15 protein-coding genes are annotated in these 16,965 nt (G+C 63.1%); 8 read left to right on the plus strand and 7 right to left on the minus strand.

What is annotated here, in order from left to right; all coding sequences use genetic code 11:
* Positions 1 to 14: 14 nt before the first annotated feature.
* Positions 15 to 1,148 carry a glycosyltransferase gene (locus F3J24_RS13980; RefSeq protein ID WP_167007360.1) on the plus strand — a complete coding sequence of 378 codons (1,134 nt, stop codon included), beginning with the start codon at positions 15 to 17 and terminating at the stop codon, positions 1,146 to 1,148.
* On the opposite strand, the gene F3J24_RS13985 is transcribed toward F3J24_RS13980, so the two are convergent.
* Entirely contained in the window at positions 1,138 to 1,902 is a 765-nt protein-coding gene (locus tag F3J24_RS13985) for a glycosyltransferase family 25 protein (RefSeq protein ID WP_167007363.1), read from the minus strand. The two genes, F3J24_RS13980 and F3J24_RS13985, sit on opposite strands and share 11 nt — an antisense overlap.
* A 75-nt stretch (positions 1,903 to 1,977) precedes the next feature.
* Here F3J24_RS13985 and F3J24_RS13990 point away from each other — a divergent pair, with 75 nt between their 5' ends.
* The gene (locus F3J24_RS13990; RefSeq protein WP_167007366.1) at positions 1,978 to 3,282 is read left to right on the plus strand and encodes an O-antigen ligase; all 1,305 of its coding nucleotides are present in this window, start codon (positions 1,978 to 1,980) and stop codon (positions 3,280 to 3,282) included.
* On the opposite strand, the gene F3J24_RS13995 is transcribed toward F3J24_RS13990, so the two are convergent.
* A complete protein-coding gene (locus F3J24_RS13995; protein WP_205244799.1) occupies positions 3,273 to 4,172 on the minus strand; it encodes a lysylphosphatidylglycerol synthase transmembrane domain-containing protein in 900 nt (299 codons plus the stop codon). The two genes, F3J24_RS13990 and F3J24_RS13995, sit on opposite strands and share 10 nt — an antisense overlap.
* Before the next feature lie 32 nt (positions 4,173 to 4,204).
* Entirely contained in the window at positions 4,205 to 5,221 is a 1,017-nt protein-coding gene (locus F3J24_RS14000; RefSeq protein WP_167007372.1) for a glycosyltransferase family 2 protein, read from the minus strand.
* A 265-nt stretch (positions 5,222 to 5,486) separates the two neighbouring features.
* Here F3J24_RS14000 and F3J24_RS14005 point away from each other — a divergent pair, with 265 nt between their 5' ends.
* Positions 5,487 to 6,866, plus strand: a complete 1,380-nt coding sequence (locus tag F3J24_RS14005) for a glycosyltransferase family 39 protein (RefSeq protein WP_167007375.1) — start codon at positions 5,487 to 5,489, stop codon at positions 6,864 to 6,866.
* Positions 6,863 to 7,873 carry an NAD-dependent epimerase gene (locus tag F3J24_RS14010; RefSeq protein ID WP_167007378.1) on the plus strand — a complete coding sequence of 337 codons (1,011 nt, stop codon included), beginning with the start codon at positions 6,863 to 6,865 and terminating at the stop codon, positions 7,871 to 7,873. Before F3J24_RS14005 ends, F3J24_RS14010 begins: the two co-directional genes overlap by 4 nt.
* Before the next feature lie 154 nt (positions 7,874 to 8,027).
* Here F3J24_RS14010 and F3J24_RS14015 read toward each other — a convergent pair whose 3' ends face one another.
* The 3 genes from F3J24_RS14015 to F3J24_RS14025 all read right to left on the minus strand — a co-directional run bounded on the left by F3J24_RS14015 (position 8,028) and on the right by F3J24_RS14025 (position 11,481).
* Positions 8,028 to 9,248 (minus strand): ATP-binding protein, encoded by a 1,221-nt coding sequence (locus F3J24_RS14015; RefSeq protein ID WP_167007381.1) that lies wholly within the window; start codon positions 9,246 to 9,248, stop codon positions 8,028 to 8,030.
* A complete protein-coding gene (locus F3J24_RS14020) occupies positions 9,248 to 9,997 on the minus strand; it encodes a response regulator (protein ID WP_003059830.1) in 750 nt (249 codons plus the stop codon). The genes F3J24_RS14015 and F3J24_RS14020 overlap by 1 nt, the downstream gene beginning before the upstream one ends.
* A 125-nt stretch (positions 9,998 to 10,122) precedes the next feature.
* Positions 10,123 to 11,481 (minus strand): MFS transporter, encoded by a 1,359-nt coding sequence (locus tag F3J24_RS14025; RefSeq protein WP_167007384.1) that lies wholly within the window; start codon positions 11,479 to 11,481, stop codon positions 10,123 to 10,125.
* Between the two features lie 103 nt (positions 11,482 to 11,584).
* On the opposite strand from F3J24_RS14025, the gene F3J24_RS14030 reads away from it, so the two are divergent.
* From F3J24_RS14030 to F3J24_RS14045, 4 genes are all read left to right on the plus strand, one after another.
* Positions 11,585 to 12,280, plus strand: a complete 696-nt coding sequence (locus F3J24_RS14030) for an AraC family transcriptional regulator (RefSeq protein ID WP_167007387.1) — start codon at positions 11,585 to 11,587, stop codon at positions 12,278 to 12,280.
* Positions 12,281 to 12,394: 114 nt separating this feature from the next.
* A complete protein-coding gene (locus F3J24_RS14035) occupies positions 12,395 to 13,267 on the plus strand; it encodes an EamA family transporter (protein ID WP_205244800.1) in 873 nt (290 codons plus the stop codon).
* 37 nt (positions 13,268 to 13,304) lie between these two features.
* Positions 13,305 to 14,132, plus strand: coding sequence for a M48 family metallopeptidase (locus tag F3J24_RS14040; RefSeq protein WP_167007393.1), 828 nt, complete (start codon positions 13,305 to 13,307; stop codon positions 14,130 to 14,132).
* Positions 14,133 to 14,228: 96 nt separating this feature from the next.
* Positions 14,229 to 15,905, plus strand: a complete 1,677-nt coding sequence (locus tag F3J24_RS14045) for an acyl-CoA dehydrogenase family protein (RefSeq protein ID WP_167007396.1) — start codon at positions 14,229 to 14,231, stop codon at positions 15,903 to 15,905.
* Positions 15,906 to 15,911: 6 nt separating this feature from the next.
* On the opposite strand, the gene F3J24_RS14050 is transcribed toward F3J24_RS14045, so the two are convergent.
* Positions 15,912 to 16,814, minus strand: a complete 903-nt coding sequence (locus F3J24_RS14050; protein WP_167007399.1) for a helix-turn-helix transcriptional regulator — start codon at positions 16,812 to 16,814, stop codon at positions 15,912 to 15,914.
* Between the last annotated feature and the right edge of the window lie 151 nt (positions 16,815 to 16,965).

A 16,965-nucleotide genomic window follows, 5' to 3' on the forward strand; every position in this document is an offset into this window, starting at 1 on the left:
TGTCTATCAGAACCATGAATTCAACCCCCTTTGCCCAGCCCTGTACCAAGGGCACAACACCGGTCCGTATTCTTCATTTCGTGACCGGAGGATTCTCCGGCGCCACCCAGGTCGCCGTGGACCTGAGCCTAGCCGCGCTGCGCACGCAAGGCTATGAAGTTCTGCTGGTGCTGCGCCGCAAGCCCAGCACGGATGCACGCAAGATCGACGCCCTGCGCCAGCAAGGCCTTCAGGTCGTCGTGGTGTCCAACTGGCTGCATGCTCTCACCGTCTGGGAGCTGCGCAAGATCATTCGCGAGTTCAAGCCCGATGCGATGTTCGCCCATGGTTTCAGCGACCATATCTGGGGCCGCCGCGCGGCTGCGGCCGAGGGGGTGGCGCATATCTTTCATGTGGAACACAACTCGCGTGAGCGCTACACGCCGCGTCGTCTGCGCCAGGCCTTGGCGCTGGAGCCGTTCACCCAGGCCCATATCGGCGTCTCCGAAGGCGTCAGGACCAGTCTGGTCGAACGTGGTTTTCCGGCCGAAAAATGCATTGCCATCTGCAACGGCATCGACCTGACGCGCTTTGCTCAAGATGCCATGCCCCAGCTCTGGCAGGAGCGCGAGCCGGCCATCTATATGGCCTCACGCTTTGCGCGCCAGAAGGATCACGACACGCTGATCAGGGCCATGGCCGCTCTCAGGCAACGCGGCCTGACGCCCACACTCTATCTGGCGGGCGCAGGCAAGAGTTCGCTCAGGGCCAGAGCCGAGCGGCTGGTGGCCGAACTGGGACTTGAGCAGCAGGTTCGCTTCCTGGGCAATGTCTCGGACCTGCCTCAGCGACTGTCCAGGACGCAGATCTTTGTTCTGGCGACACATTGGGAAGGCATGCCTCTGGCCCTGGTGGAGGGCATGGCAGCAGGCTGTGCCTGCGTCGTCTCCGACGTCATCGGAGCCCGGGAAGTCGTCACCCCCGAGGTGAACGGCCTGCGGGTGAAGGAGTCAGACCCCGGCTCCATGGCGGACGCGCTGCAAAGACTGCTCCAGGATCCGGCCCTGGCCGAGCGCCTGGGCTCGGCAGCGCGTGCTCATGCACTCAGCCACTATGGGCGCGAGCAGATGTGGGGCCAATATCAAGGGCTGCTGCCGGTCAAGGCTTGAGCACCGCCGAGACCTGAGGTTTTGCAGCCCGGAAATTGCCCCAGTTCAATGCCAGCTTCATCTTGAATTTGCGCATTTTCTGCAGGCGGCTCGTCGGTGCCGCCTGCTGGGCCCAGATGCTGCTGACCTCACTGGTGTCGTCCAGGGCAATGACCGAGGGATAGACACCGTAAACGCGCAGGTCGTTTTCAAACCAGAAGCGGATATCCACATCCACCGGCCGGTCGAAGGGAACACGCGCCTCCAGCATCTTGCGGGCACCGGAGCGGCTGATGACGTAACCAGCGGCAAAGCTAGGCACCCGCTGATAGGAGATCAGCTGCAAAGACCCTTCTACCAGCGGCCCTTGGTTGGCTATCTTTTCCGGCTCGCGCCCGTAGAGCTTGATCATGTCCCAGCTGCCATCGGCTGGCAGGGCTTCGACCGCCGCCAACGCCTTGGGCAAATCCGGCAGAAGCCGCACATCGTCCTCGAAGACCACCATGGCAGGCGCATCGCCATCCAATAGCTGCTGCCATGACCGCAGATGGCTGGCGTAGCAGCCCTTCTCTCCGTTGCTCAAGGGTTTGAAGTAGCGACCATGGCTTTGAGGCGCACAGAAGTAATGTCTTTGCTCGGCCTCGGGCAGATCCGCCCACCACACGGCAGGCAAGCGCGATGCCACCAGTCCCATTTGCGCGAACTGGGCAGTCATGCGCTCACGGCGCTCCGCGTCCTTGGACAAATTGATAAAGACAATGGGTAATGACGACATACACTTCTGCACCGAACACAAGACCTGCAGTGTAGGTTGAAGCCCATTGCCTCGCAGAAGAACCCGATTACAACTATGAATGTGCCTACATCCGTCGCGCCTCAACCCGGCCAGCCCGGCAAGCGGGCGACTGCCCTTGCTCATGCACTGGATGCCGCCTGCTTTGCATTCTTTGCACTGAGCCTTTGCGTGCCTTCGGGCTACTCCTACGGATCCACGGCCCTGGCTCTTCTGGCTCTGGCCGGTTCCGTCGCCGCGCGCCCCAAAGGCCCTGCTCGGCGTGAAACCTTGGTGCTGGTGGGGCTGATGCTGGTGCTGGGACTGCTCTGGAGCCTGTCCTTTGATCGCTTGTTCTCGGCGGCAGGCTGGGGCTACGGCGCGAAATATGCGTTGGCCGCTCTCAGCCTCTGGTATCTGAGCAAATCAGGTGTCCGGCTCTCGGCCATTGTCTGGGGCCTGGCCCTGGGCTGCGCGGGCGCCCTGGCCATTGCCGTGTACCAGGCCGGCGTGCTCAAGATGCCGCGTGTATCCGGCTTTACCAACGCCATCCAGTATGGCGGCATCGCCATGTACCTGGGTTTTGCCACCTTGTCGCTGGCCGTGCTGGGCCGCTGGAGCAAGTCCCGGGCTGCTGCCCTGGGCCTGCTGGGTGCCTGCGGTGTCTTTGCGTCCTTTCTTTCCGACTCTCGCGGCTCCTGGGTCGTGATACCGCTGCTGATCGTGGCCATCTGGCTGATGGCCTGGCTCAATGGCTACAAGCGTCTGGCCAGCATGGCTGCGGCAGCAATGCTCATGCTGGGGCTGATCGTGGCAGTGCCTGCCTACCAAAAGCTGGAGCAACGCAGCGCCGAAGCCGCCCGAGAAGTCTCACAGTATCTGCAGGATCCCCAGAAATATGCGGTGACCTCGGTCGGCCAGCGCCTGGAGCAATGGCGGCTTGCGATTCATCTGATTGAACAGCGCCCCTTCAGTGGCTGGGGACTGGCCGGCTACCCTGCGGCCAAGAAGCAGATGGTCGATCAAGGCCTGGCCCACCCCTCGGTCATGGAGTATGGGCATGCGCACAATGAAATCCTGGACATGTGGGTCAAGCGTGGGCTGCCGGGTCTGATCCTGCTGCTGGCGTTCTATGCCGTGCCTGCCGCCATTTTCTGGCCCACGCCGCGCCGTCTGGCACGTGCCGATGCGAATCAGCGCCCCAGGCTGCTGGCTCTGCGTGCAGCAGCCACCCTGCTGCCGCTGGCCTACTTCGGCTTTGGCTGGACCCAGGTATTCTTCGCGCACAACAGCGGCAACATGTTCTACATCTTCAGCCTGGCCGTGCTCTGGGGCGGTATCTGCAGACTGGAAGCCCGGGCTCCCACATCGGCTCAGTCCTGAGCCCTGCCCGGCAAGCCCAGGGCCAGGGCTCCCAGAGCCCCCTGGCCCAAGGCAAAGACACCATACAAAAGGCCGACTCCGACGGCCAGAACCGCAGGCACGCCGAACGGAGCCAGCGCCGCAACGGCTGCGGCTTCACGGGTGCCCCAGCCTCCCACACTCACAGGCAGCGCCGCCATCAGGAATATAGGGGCGATGACGAAGCCCCAGGCAGCTGGCGGCAAATGCAGGCCCAGAGCCATGGCGCCACAAGCCAGCGCTGCGGCGGACAGCAATTGCACCAGGGCCGAGGATGCGGCTTGCAGCCAAAGCTGGGACAGAAAGTCGGGGCTGTCGGCCGCCATGCGCACAGGCTCCAGCCAAGCGCCGGGCAGCTTGAACCAGTTGCTGCGCAGACCTTGCAGCAAAGCCCAGGGCAGCAGCAGCCAGATCACGGTGACGGCAAGCAGCAGCGTGATGAAGAGAGCGGTATTCAGGTGTATCCAGGGGGCCAACGTGGAAGCGCAAGCCACCGCACCCAAACCGCCGATCGCGCACAGCATCCACAGACCGCTGACCCTATCCAGAATCACCGAGAGATTGCTGGCCGCCTTGGCCTGCCCGGTCTTCTGCAGCGCAATCGCGCGATAGACATCACCGCCCACGACAGCGCCAGGCAGCAACACATTCAGGCCAATGGCCTGAAAGTACCAGCGCATGCTTGAGGCCACCGGCATCTGGGCCCCCAGCCACCGCGCCATGGCACGCCAGCGCCATGCCGAGACGACGTTGGAGGCAATGGAAATCCCGAAGCCTCCCAGCAGCCACCAGGGGTTGGCCTGCTGCAGCCGGCCCCAGAGCTGAACGGGGTTGGCGAAATAGACAACGGCGGCCAACAAAGCAATGCCCATCAGGGCCCGGACAAACGCCTTACGCGTCTTGCTCACAGGAGCGTGGTCTCGGTTTTCGCAGCCTTGTCTTCGGCCCTGTACTCGACGGAGCCGTAATCCTTGGCGTAGTACTGAAGACCGCTGCCCGACTCGTAATAGATACGCGTCAGCAGCTCGCCGATCAGACCTGCCGCGATGAACTGCATGCCCATCAGCACCAGCATGACCCCTGCCATCAACAGGGGGCGGCCTCCAATCGATTCGCCCATGATCTTCTGCGCCAGCAGCCACAGCAGAATCAGCACGCCAGGCGTGGCCATCCACAGTCCCATGCCGCCGAAGGCATGCAGCGGGCGCTGGCGAAAGCGCATGAAGAAGACAATGAAGATCAGATCCAGAATCACCCGGAAAGTGCGATCTATGCCGTACTTGGAGACACCGCGCGTGCGTGCATGGTGGCGCACCGGAATCTCCGTGATGCGCGCGCCGGCATCGCGCGCCAGCGAGGGAATGAAACGGTGCATTTCGCCATAGAGGCGAATGCGGTCGATGATTTCGCGGCGATAGGCCTTCAATGCACAGCCGTAGTCATGCAGCTGCACATTGGTGAATTTGGAAATCAGGCGGTTGGCCAGCACCGAGGGCAGACGGCGCGACAGCGCCTTGTCCTGGCGGTTCTTGCGCCAGCCCGAGATCATGTCCACATCGGGGTCGTTTTCCAGACGCTCCAGCAGCAGCGGAATATCGCCGGGTTCGTTTTGCAGGTCGGCATCCAGGGTGACCACATAACGGCCGCGCACGCGGTCAAAGCCGGCCTGCAGGGCACTGGACTGGCCGTAGTTGCGCACCAGACAGACGGCACGCACCCAAGGATGCTGCTCGGCCAGCTCGCGCAGACGCTTGGCACTGCCATCCGTCGAACCATCGTCCACTGCAATCAGTTCGTAGCTCAGCGGCTGGGTGCGCATGGCCTCGTCAATGCGGGCCACCAGGTCAGGCAGATTATCGAACTCGTTATAAACAGGAACAACGATGGAAACTTCGGGATTGGAATCGTGCACGGACGTCATGCTCAATGATTTTGGATAACAGTCACCTATACTAACTGAATACCCTAGGTGCCATTTGCGCCAGGCCCATTGTTTGGCCTGCAAAGCCAAGCGCAATCGTAAGTGCGCACTATCAAAACATGTGCACTCGCCAAATCCTATGGCATCAAACTCCTCGACTTCTATTCGCCCCGACTGGCAGCAAGCCCTATATGCCAAGCCATGGATATGGCTGGCTCTTTTAGTTTGTGCCCATATCGTTTCCCGCATCAGCATTTCTGCGGGCATGAAATGGGATGAGTCCGAACAGATTCTCTGGGCCCAGCAATTGCATCTGGGTTATGGCCCGCAGCCGCCTCTGTATACCTGGATGCAATGGGCGGTCTGCCAGATTTTCGGCCCCTCGGTGCTGGCACTGGCCCTGCTCAAACATCTGCTGATCGCCCTGACCTATTGCCTGGCCTGGCTGGCGGGCCGGGAGTTGCTCGATCGCAAAGGCGCTTGGTGGGTGGCCGCCGGTCTGCTGCTGATGCCGCCTTTCGGCTGGGACTCGCTGCGTGACCAGACCCATACGGTGATGGTGACGGCCATGACCATGGGCTTGTGGTGGTCGGTACTGCGCCAGGTTCAAAAGCCGCAGGCCGTCAATTTTGTATGGATCGGCCTCTTCTGCGGCCTGGGCATGCTGTCCAAATACAGCTATGCCATGCTCATTGGCGCCTTGTTCGTGGCCTCCATGACGGTAACGCAGGTACGTCGCGCCATCTTCGCCAGGGGCTGGTGGCTGGCTCCGTTGGTGGGCTTGCTGGTGTTTGCTCCCCATGCCTTCTGGCTGGCCTCGCACTGGGGCATGGCAACCACCGAGACCGTACAGAAGATGTCCATCTCCACCGAGGCTTCGCATCTCAAAGGTCTGGGCAATCTGCTCAAGGCCCTGCTTGCCACCCTGGGCCTGTGGCTGATTGCCACCTTGCTCAGCTATCGCTCCAGACTCTGGAAGCCCGGCACCGACGCGTCTTTGCCCAGCCAGGAATGGGCCAGGCCTTTGCTGCGCAACTACCTGCTCATCATTGCCGTCTGCCTGCTGGGCATGGTGCTGGCAGCCGATGTCACGGACTTCAAGCAGCGCTGGATGCTGCCTCTGACGGCTGTTGCACCCTTGGCCCTGTATGTCTGGCGCCCTGCACTGCTGGAACAGGGTGTGGGCCGCATGCTCACCGTCTTCGTCATCGTCTTTGCCCTGATCTTTCTGATCATGGCCACGCTGCGCCCCTGGCAGGGCGGCCGCAAGAACGATCCCGACGAGCTCAACCATCCGATCAAGACACTGGCCCAGGAACTGCGCAAGGCCGGTTATGACGGCAAGGGCGTCATCGTCGGCTCGGACCATATGATGGCGGCCATGCTGCATTCGCAGTTCCCGCAAACCTACGCCCTGGGCTGCTCCGACGGTGCACAGCTGGGGCAGTGCCTGTCTCAGGCCGGCGCCGATACCGCAGGCGGTCTGCTGTTGATCACACGCGCCGACAAACCCGTCGCGGGCTGGTGGGACGGCATCTTCACCACCCAGACAAAAACCGCGCTACAGACACTGAGCATGCCTTTCGAGAAAATGCCTGCCAGCGCAACACCTGCGCAATACCAATATCTCTGGATTGCCCCATGAATCCCGTTCTGATCACCGGCTGTGCCGGCTTTATCGGCATGCATTGCGCCAAGCGATTGCTTGAGCAAGGCGTGCCCGTGGTTGGCATCGACAACCTCAACAACTACTACGACGTGGCCCTCAAGCATGCCCGCCTTGCCGAGTTGCGCCCACATGCCCACTTCCGCTTTGTGGAACTCGATCTGGCGAACCGGCAAGGCATGGCCGAGCTGTTTACCGAGGTAGCTCCCAGCAAAGTTCTGCATCTGGCCGCACAAGCCGGTGTGCGCTACTCCATCGATCAGCCCGACGACTACACCGACTCGAATCTGCTGGGCTTTGGTAATGTCCTGCAAGGCTGCCGCAAGTACCAGGTCGAGCATCTGGTCTATGCCAGCAGCTCCAGCGTCTATGGTGGCAACACCAAGATGCCGTTTGCCGAAAGCGATGCGGTGGACCATCCCATCAGCTACTACGCAGCCACCAAGAAGGCCAATGAGCTGATGGCCCATAGCTATGCGCACCTGTACGGCATTCCCACCACAGGCCTGCGCTTTTTCACGGTATACGGTCCCTGGGGCCGCCCCGACATGGCCTTGTTCAAGTTCACCAAGGCCATGCTGGCGGGCGAGAGCATCGATGTCTATGGCGAAGGCCAACTGGTGCGCGACTTCACCTATATCGACGATATCGTCGAGGGCGTCATGCGCGTGCTGGACAAGCCCGCCACGCCCGACGCCAGCTATGACAGCCAGAACCCCAACCCTGGCACCAGCACCGCGCCCTATCGCATCTTCAATATCGGCAACAACGCGCCCACCGTGCTGATGGACTACATCGCCGCCTTGGAGGGCGCCCTGCAAATTACCGCTCGCAAGCAGATGCTGCCCATACAGCCCGGAGACATGCACAGCACTTCGGCGGACACACGAGCCCTGCAAGCCTGGGTCGGCTTCTCGCCAGCCATGCCCATGGCCACCGGCGTGCAGCATTTTGTGGATTGGTATCGATCTTTTTATCGCGTGTGAAGCTGATGTATTTGTGACTCTTGGGTGCCGCAAGATCTAGGAGCCAGCCATGGCCTGGGCTATGTCTCCATAGGCTGACCCGCCCAGCAGCCACGCTGAAACAAAAAGCCCCGCAGGACGAAATCTGCGGGGCTTTTTTTGGGGGGGAGCCGGATCAGACCAGCGGCAGACAGATCACAAAGCTCGCACCGCTACGGCCGTCCTTGCGTGCCTCGCAGTGCACCGTGCCACCGTGCCGCTCGGCAATCGAGCGCACCAGTGACAGGCCCAGGCCAACACCGCCGGATCTCTCGCTGGCGCCAGGCAGACGATAGAACTTCTCGAAGATTCGCTCACGCTGAGCCTGGGGAACGCCGGGGCCGTGGTCCTCGACACGAATCACGGCCATGCCGTCCTGCCTGGACAGGGACAGCGTGATCTCGCCCTCGCTGTAGCGGCGCGCGTTCTCCAGCAGATTGCGCACGGCACGGCGCAACAGTTTCGCGATACCTTGCACCTCCAGCGGACCATCGGTCTGCATCTCCAGATCGGCATCGATGCGCGCGCATTCCTCGGCCGCCAGACCGATCAGATCGACCGACTCCACCGTGCCCACATCAACCTCGCTCGAGTCCAGCCGGCTGGCCAGCAGGATCTCGTCGACCAGTTGGTCCAACTCGCCAATATTGCGCTGGATCTCGGCCTTGGCACGTGCACTGGCCGGGTCGTCGCCCATGAACTCCAGGCCCATGCGGATGCGCGTCAGCGGCGAACGCAGCTCATGCGAGGCATTGGCCAGCAGAGACTTGTGAGAGGTCATCAAGGTCTCGATGCGCGCGGCAGCGGCATTGAACTGATGGGCCAGATCCGCTACCTCATCATGACCATGCTCGGGTACGCGCACCGACAGGTCGCCCTCGCCGAAGCGCTTGACGCCGCGCTGCAGGTTTTCCAGACGCTTGAGCAAGCGGCGAATGATGGGGAACACGCCCACAACCACCGCCACGCCGACCAGGCCCAGCATCCACAGAAAGCCGAACGGTGGCCGCAGCCAGAAGGCGACGGCACCATCACGCGGTGGAGGGCGACCCTCACGCCACTCGCGCGGCGCCATCCACAGCTCATAGACCTGCCCGTCCCTGGCGGCAATTTCAAAACGCACGCCATCTACGGGTGAGCCGGAGATGCGGTTGCCACGCCCCTCCACCAACACCTCGCCCTCGGGGCCTTTGAGCACCATCTCGCGCGAGGGCGGTGTAGTACTGTTCTGCGCGCGCTGTTCCTCGGCAATATTCCAGGCCCAGGCCACGCACAGCGTGAGCACGGCCACACCGACCACCACGGCCAGCCAGATGCGCAGATACAGGCGCTGAGAGAAGACACGCAGCAGCTTCATCAGTCTTGTTGCTTGGCAAAAACATAGCCCACACCGCGCACCGTGAGAATGCGCTTGGGAGCCTTGGGGTCGGCCTCTATCGCGGCGCGAATGCGCCCCATGTGCACGTCGATCGAACGATCGAAGGCCTCCAGCTCGCGCCCCCTCACGGCTTCCATGATCTGGTCGCGCGTCAGCACGCGACCGGCGCGCTCGGCCAGCGCCACCAGCAGATCGAACTGGTAGGACGTGAGATCGGCCTGCTGCTCGCCCACCGACACGGTACGGGCATCACGATCGATTTCCAGGCTGCCGAAGCGCATGACGGCATTCGCGGGCGCCGCCTGGCTCTCGCCACCTTTGCGGCGCAGGATGGCGCGAATGCGGGCCAGCAGCTCGCGCGGCTCGAAAGGCTTGGGCAGATAGTCGTCGGCTCCCAGCTCCAGGCCGATGATGCGGTCCATGGGATCGCCCTTGGCGGTCAGCATCAGCACCGGGACCTGTGCGGGAGCACCGGGCATGGAACGTATGCGGCGGCAGACTTCAAGGCCGTCCATATCGGGCAGCATCAGGTCCAGGATCACCAGGTCGGGCAGCTCGACCGAGCCGCCATCGCTGGGCTGCAGCTGTTCCAGGCCGCTCTTGCCGTCGGCCATATGGGTCACTTCCAGGCCGTTATTGCCCAGATAATCGCTCACCATTTGCGCCAGGCGAACGTCGTCCTCAATCATCAGAAGTTGGTGCGTGCTCATAGGGGGCAGTGTAGTCATGCTCGCGCCTCGATATTTCTTCACGGCACCATGCTGCAGCACGCAGATGATCTGCTCTTGTCTGGCGCGTAAAGTTCGGTAAACGCTGCGCGCTCCAAAAAACAATAGCTAACAGCGCTTTCCCATCAAGTGCTAGAGCCTACTTTCACTCTTGATGCCAGGAAAATCAGCAACAGCACGGGGAAGCCCATCAGCGCCGTGGTGTGGAAGAACGCCTCGTAACCATAAGTATCGACAAACACCCCCGAGAAGCCCGCCAGCCACTTGGGTGCCAGCAGCATCATGGAGCTGAACAGTGCATATTGCGTGGCCGAGTACTGCACATTGGTCAGGCCCGAGAGATAGGCGATAAAGGCTGCCGAGGCGATCCCCCCGGCGAGATTGTCGGCGCTGACCACCCAGACCAGCGCCGCGACGTCATGGCCGCGCGTGGCCAGCCAGGCAAACAGCATATTGGTGCAGGCCGACAGCACGGCCCCCAGCATCAGCACACGCATCACGCCCCAGCGCACGGCCATGATGCCGCCCACGAAGCCGCCCAGCAGTGTCATGATGACGCCGAACACCTTGGTCACGGCGGCCACCTCTTCCTTGGTGTAGCCCATGTCCACATAGAACGGGTTGGCCATGATGCCCATCACCACGTCGCTGACGCGATACAGGCCGATCAGCGCCAGCAGCAGCAGCGCCTGCCACCGGTAGCGGCCGATGAAGTCGGCAAACGGCGCAATCAGTGCGCCCTTGATCCATTCGGCGGCATTGCGCGCCGGTGCCATGGGACGGGTTTCAGGCTCGGGCGAGAGCAGCACCGTGATCATGCCCACCAGCATGCTTGCCGCCATGGCCGTATAGGCCACATGCCAGGCTTGCACCATATAGCCCTGCACATCCCCTTGCACCTGTGCCGCCACCCACAGAACGCCGGCTCCGGCCCAGATCATGGCCAGGCGATAACCGGTCTGGTAGGTGGCCGCCAGGGCCGCCTGATCGTCGAGCTTGGCGGACTCTATGCGATAGGCATCAAGCGCAATATCCTGCGTGGCCGAGCCGAAAGCCACCAGCACAGCGCACCACACCAAGGGGTGAAGGGATTGCTTGGGGTCCATGAACGACATGCCGAGCAGGCCAGCCACGATCAGCAGCTGCGAAAACAGCAGCCAGCTGCGGCGACGGCCCAGCATCCGCGTCAGCGCCGGCAGGGGCAGACGATCCACCAGCGGGGACCACACCCATTTGAAGGCATAGGCCAGACCCACCCAGCTCAGGAATCCGATCGTCGTGCGGTCGATATCGGCCTCGCGCAGCCAGAAGCTCAGGGTGCCCAGCACAAGCAGCAAGGGCAGGCCAGCCGAAAAGCCCAGGGCCAGCATGCGCAGGCTGGCGGGCTGGGCGTAGACCTTGAAGGCCTGGCTCCAGCTGCGCTTGGGCTTGATGGCGACGTCTGCGGAAGAGGGCTTGCTGCTTGTTTGGGACGACTCGGTCATGGTCTGATTCTCTGAGGCAGAGGGCATTATCGGTTGCCCGCGCCAGTAGCCGGACGCTACCATTGCCCCGACCGCAGTCTCTTTCTGTAAGCAGGATTGACCCATGAGCCGTGACACCGCATCCCCGCGCCCTGTGCTTGACCAGGCACAGGCATCGGTGCGCAGCTACAGCGGCGAGCATCAGGCCCATGCCCACGACCATGCCCAGATCCTGTTTGCGCTGCAGGGCCGCATGGAACTGGAGGTGGCCGGCAGACCCAGCTTTGTAGACAGCGCCTGCGGTATGGTCATCCCCGCAGGGGCCGACCATGGTTATCTGGCTGCGCCGCAAACCCAGGTACTGGTGATCGATGCGCCCATGGCCCAGGGGCTGGACAAGCTGCGCCGCTTTGCCGTACCCCCGGCGCTGCGCTTTCCTCAGTCAAGCCTGTCGGCCGCCGCTCAAATGGCGCTGGTGCTACAGGCTCCCACCTTGCTGCAGCGGCGCGGACTGGATCTGCTGCGGCTGCAGCAGCAGGTCCAGGCCGCCTTGCACGAAAGCTGGCCCACGGCCAGACTGGCGGGCTTGATGCACCTGAGCGTGGCCCAGTTCCATGCCCGTTTTGTAGAGCTGACGGACCGCACCCCGCAGGACTGGCTGCGTGGCCTGCGTCTGGATGCTGCCATGCGGCAGCTCAAACAGGGGACGGCACTCGAAGCGACCGCCCTGCGCTGCGGCTACGCCTCGGCAAGCGCCCTGGCCTATGCTTTACGGCGCGAACGCGGCGTGACATCGCGTCAGCTGCGTGAGCCACGCTGAGCCGGACGCGCTCACTTCAAGCGTTTCTCGACAGATGGACGGCCAGGGCCCGCGCATGATGGCTCACTCATGTCTGCCACTTCCGTCATCTCTTCCTCATCGTCCCGCAGCGCTTTGGGTCCTGTCGGCCTGGTGCTGGCCGCCGCCATGCTTTGGGGCACCACGGGCACGGCGCAGCATTTCGCGCCTGCACAGCTCTCGCCCTACTGGGTGGGTGGCCTGCGCATGGTCATGGCCGCACTGTTCTTTGGCGCGCTGGCGCTGCTGCTGGACCGAGGCCATGCGCGCCAGCCCATGCGCTGGGCTCGGGTGCTGTTCTGCGGCCTCTGCATGGCCATCTACAACCTCAGCTTCTTTGCCGGAGTCAAAGCCAGCGGCGTGGCCCTGGGTACGGCGCTGGCCATAGGCAGCGGCCCCATCTGGGCCGGTCTGATGCAGGCCGTGGTGCAAAAGCGCATGCCCAGCCCTCAATGGTGGCTGGGCACCTGCACCGGCGTGGGCGGAGGCATTGTCATGGCGCTGGCCGCCAGCGACAGACAGCATCTGCCATGGGCGGGCATGGCCCTGTGCCTGCTCGCCGGTCTGTCCTACGCCGCCTACGCCCTGGTCAATCAGGCCCTGGTGATGCAATCGCGTGTGGCCACGGTCAATGCCTGGGTCTTTGCCTGTGCGGCCCTGCTGTCGCTGCCCGTTTCGGCCTGGCTGGGCGGGCCGCTGCAGATCAGCGCCGAAGGCTGGGCCGTGGTGATCTATCTGGGCATGGTCGCCACGGGCTTTGCCTATCTGCTGTTTTCCGTGGGCCTGCGCGGCATGTCTGCCGCGACCGGCGTGGCCCTGAGCAAGGCCGAACCGATCACCGCCTTTGCGCTGTCGCTGCTGGTGGTGGGCGAGCGACCGGCCTGGTGGTCCGTGCTGGGTCTGCTCGGCGTGATCGGCGGTCTGTGGCTGGTGGTTCAGGCAGAGCGCAAGACTGCAGAAACCGTCTGACCCGAGGCCGGCTGCAGCTCGCATAGACTTGGCGCTCATGCACGCCCTCATCTCATACCTGCGCCTGCCCGCCACCCGCAGTTGCCTGCTGCTTGCACTGGCCTGCGCGCCGCTGATGCCCGCACAGGCGCAGGTGGAGGTCGGCAAGGCATCCGTCATGCGTCAGCTGGTGCCTGCCGAGACGCTGGAGAACTCGGCGACCCAGCAATACCAGGAGCTGCTGCAAAAAGCCAAGGCCCAGGGGGCGCTGGCAGATGCCGGCAACCCGCAGCTGCAACGCCTGCGCGCCATTGCCCAGCGCCTCATCCCTTATGCCGCGCAGTGGAATCCGCGCGCCAGCCAATGGCGCTGGGAGGTCAACCTCATAGGCAGCAAGCAGATCAACGCGTTCTGCATGCCCGGCGGCAAGATCGCCTTCTACACCGGCATCATCGACCAGCTCAAGCTCACGGACGACGAGATCGCCATGATCATGGGTCACGAGATGGCCCATGCCCTGCGCGAGCATTCGCGCGAGCAGCTGGCCAAGAACCAGGCCACCAGCATAGGCATATCGCTGGGCGCGCAACTGCTGGGTCTGGGCGATATCGGCAATGCTGCGGCACGCCTGGGCGGCCAACTGCTCAGCCTCAAGTTCAGCCGCAACGACGAAAGCGATGCAGACCTGGTCGGACTGGAGCTGGCCGCCCGCGCCGGCTACAACCCGCAGGCCGCCGTGAGCCTGTGGCGCAAGATGGGCCAGGCCACGGGCGAAGGTGGCATAGGCTTTCTCTCTACGCACCCGACAGGCCCTGATCGCATACGTCAGCTGGAGGGCAATGTGCCGCGCGTCATGGGCTTGTACGAGCAGGCGCGCAGGCGCTGAACACCGGCGACAAGGCGGCTGAAAACCCGCTTTGCGCCAACAATGCGGCACTCTATATTGGGCTGTGACAAGCGCACAGCACAGGAGTGATCGCACATGCAGGCCCTGGACACCCATGAAGTCTTCAACCAGTTCGATGAGCTGACAGACATCAACCTGCTGCAGGCCGACACGGCCTTGCAAGAAGTGCTACAGCGCCAGCAGGCCCAAGGCTTTTTGCCGGCCCTGAGCCGCTTTGCCCAGCAGCTTGGCGAGAAGCAAAACTGGGAGCATGCCGAGCTCGCCAACCGCCATACCCCAGAGCTGCAGCGCTTCGACGCCCGCGGGCGTGTGCTCGATGCCGTGGAATTCCACCCCAGCTGGCATCGTCTCATGGAGCTGTATCGCGAGCAGGGCCTGATCTCTCTGCCCTTCGAGAGCCAGGGTCGCGGTCGCTGGAGCGCCTGGGCCGCGGGCTTCTACCTGCACGGCCAGGTGGAGCAAGGCACGCTATGCCCGGCCACCATGACCACGGCAGCCATCCCCGTGCTGCAAAAAGAGCCCCGGCTCTGGAGCCAGTTGCAGGCCCAGTTGTTCAGCCACGAGTACGACGCACGCGATCTCCCGCTGGCCCAGAAAAAATCCATCTGGATAGGCATGGGCATGACGGAGAAACAGGGCGGCTCGGATGTGCGCGCCAACACCACGGTGGCCCGCCCGGTGCATGAGGGCGGCCGCGGCGGCGAGTATCTGCTGCGCGGCCACAAATGGTTTTTCTCGGCCCCCATGTGCGACGCCCATCTGGTGGTGGCGCGCATGGCCACGGCAAGCGGTGAACTCGGCGGCCATGCGTGCTTTTTCGTGCCGCGCTGGCGCCCCGATGGCAGCAAGAACCCGGTGCGTGTGCAACGCCTCAAGGACAAGGTCGGCAACCGCAGCAACTCCAGCGCGGAAGTGGAACTGCAGGACGCCTGGGGCATTCTCATGGGCGAGGAAGGGCGCGGCATTCCCACCATCATCGAAATGGCCAGCTATACGCGCCTGAACTGTGTGCTGGGCAGCGCGGCCATTGTGCGCAGCGCCACCGTGCAGTCGATTGCCTATGCACGTCAGCGCTCGGCCTTTGGAAAGCATCTTTCGGATCAGCCGCTGATGACCTCCGTACTCGCGGATCTGGCCCTCGAAAGCGAAGCCTCCATGCAGCTCGCCATGCACCTGGCGCAGGCCTATGAGTCGGAGGCCGACGGTGACCTGCTGGCTCGTGCCTGGAAACGCATCATGACTCCGGCCGCCAAGTTCTGGGTCTGCAAGCGCTCGGTGGAGATCACGGGCGAAGCCATGGAGGTCTTTGGCGGCAACGGCTATGTGCAGGACAGCATCGTCTCGCGCCTGTTCCGTGAAGCGCCGGTCAATTCCATCTGGGAGGGCTCGGGCAATGTGATGTGCCTCGACGTTCTGCGCGCCATGGGCCGCGAGCCTGAAGCTGCGCGCCTGCTGCTGCAGGATCTCAGCGATATGGCTGCCGACCACCCCCTGCTGACGGCGATGGCGCAATCGCTGGCCAGGCGCTTGTCTGCCGCACCCGATGCACTGGAGTCGCAAGCGCGCCGACTGGTACAGGACTTGTGTCTGCTGGCCCAAGCCTGCCTGCTACACAGGCACGCGCCTGCGGCCATGGCCCAGGGCTTCATCCAGACCCGCCTGGGCGCACAAGGCGGGGCCATGGTGGTCGGAGCGTTCGACCCTGTGGGGCTCGATATCGCGGCCATACTTCAGCGCGCCCTGCCCGCCTGAATCCGCTCAGGCAGCGACCAGTGTCTTCAGCTGCCTGAAGCTTTGCGCCAGGCTTTTGCCGCTGGTGTCCAGCACATGGTCGGCCTTGGAATAAAAGGCCGATCGGCCGTCCAGAATCCGGCGCAAATCGTCCATGGCCTCGGGGTTGGCCGCCATGGGCCGCGTGTCGCCCTGGGCCACAACACGGCCCATATGCTCGTCGGGCTGAGCCTGCAACCAGACCGTGGTGCAGTGGCTGAGCAGCTCATTGAAGGTCGCGGGGTCCGAGACAATGCCGCCCGGCGTGGCAATCACCACATCGCTGTAGATCTGCACGGCCTCTTCGAGTGCACGACGCTCGTAACGGCGATAGGCACCCGCGCCATAGAGGTCGTAGATCTCGCGCACGCTGCAGCCGGCCACCCGTTCGATCTCCTGATTCAGTTCCAGAAACGGCACATTCAGTTGCTCTGCCAACATGCGGCCCAGCGTGGACTTGCCCGCGCCGCGCAGTCCTATCAGGGCAATGCGAGAAGCCCGGTGCGGGTCTCCACTGGGCGCCGTCCCCAGAATCTCTCCAGCCGCCAGCCGCACGCGCTGCAAATCGGCCTCGCTGCGGTCCTCGAGCAACTCGCGCAGAAGCAGCCATTCGGCGCTGGCCGTCGTCACATCGCCCAGCAGCTCGGCCATGCTGCACTGAAGTGCCTGTGCGATCTGCTGCAGCACGAGGATGGAGACATTGCCCGTGCCGTATTCGAGATTAGCCAGATGGCGCTCGGACACCACGGCCGCAGAAGCCAGCCCGCGGCGTGTGAGACCGCGGCGCGCACGCAGATTGCGCACCCTCTCGCCCAAGGCCTGCAGCAACGGGCTTTTGCCCGCCTCATCCCCTTCCGCAACCGACGCGGATGCCATGTCTAACTGATCCATAAAGCTCCTCAGAGACCGTGAATGATAAACAGTCGGGGTTAACGCGAATCATGCAATATATTGCTTGACACTGCATTGTCTCGTATTTATCTTTTGATTGCACGCACAATATTGCATGTTGCACCAAAGATTTGATGCTGATCAGAACAGC

The organism is Comamonas sp. Tr-654 (assembly GCF_011752915.1).
Taxonomy (GTDB): Bacteria; Pseudomonadota; Gammaproteobacteria; order Burkholderiales; family Burkholderiaceae_C; genus Comamonas.

Excerpts from the sequence above, each read along its gene's own strand:
- F3J24_RS14020 (WP_003059830.1), bottom strand. The coding sequence starts at position 9,997 with ATGACTACACTGCCCCCTATGAGCACGCACCAACTTCTGATGATTGAG.
- F3J24_RS13980 (WP_167007360.1), top strand. The coding sequence starts at position 15 with ATGAATTCAACCCCCTTTGCCCAGCCCTGTACCAAGGGCACAACACCG.
- F3J24_RS14015 (WP_167007381.1), bottom strand. The coding sequence starts at position 9,248 with ATGAAGCTGCTGCGTGTCTTCTCTCAGCGCCTGTATCTGCGCATCTGG.
- F3J24_RS14030 (WP_167007387.1), top strand. The coding sequence starts at position 11,585 with ATGAGCCGTGACACCGCATCCCCGCGCCCTGTGCTTGACCAGGCACAG.
- F3J24_RS14010 (WP_167007378.1), top strand. The coding sequence starts at position 6,863 with ATGAATCCCGTTCTGATCACCGGCTGTGCCGGCTTTATCGGCATGCAT.
- F3J24_RS14040 (WP_167007393.1), top strand. The coding sequence starts at position 13,305 with ATGCACGCCCTCATCTCATACCTGCGCCTGCCCGCCACCCGCAGTTGC.
- F3J24_RS14000 (WP_167007372.1), bottom strand. The coding sequence starts at position 5,221 with ATGACGTCCGTGCACGATTCCAATCCCGAAGTTTCCATCGTTGTTCCT.
- F3J24_RS14025 (WP_167007384.1), bottom strand. The coding sequence starts at position 11,481 with ATGACCGAGTCGTCCCAAACAAGCAGCAAGCCCTCTTCCGCAGACGTC.
- F3J24_RS14005 (WP_167007375.1), top strand. The coding sequence starts at position 5,487 with ATGAAATGGGATGAGTCCGAACAGATTCTCTGGGCCCAGCAATTGCAT.
- F3J24_RS14045 (WP_167007396.1), top strand. The coding sequence starts at position 14,229 with ATGCAGGCCCTGGACACCCATGAAGTCTTCAACCAGTTCGATGAGCTG.
- F3J24_RS13985 (WP_167007363.1), bottom strand. The coding sequence starts at position 1,902 with ATGTCGTCATTACCCATTGTCTTTATCAATTTGTCCAAGGACGCGGAG.
- F3J24_RS13995 (WP_205244799.1), bottom strand. The coding sequence starts at position 4,172 with ATGGGCATTGCTTTGTTGGCCGCCGTTGTCTATTTCGCCAACCCCGTT.
- F3J24_RS13990 (WP_167007366.1), top strand. The coding sequence starts at position 1,978 with ATGAATGTGCCTACATCCGTCGCGCCTCAACCCGGCCAGCCCGGCAAG.
- F3J24_RS14050 (WP_167007399.1), bottom strand. The coding sequence starts at position 16,814 with ATGGATCAGTTAGACATGGCATCCGCGTCGGTTGCGGAAGGGGATGAG.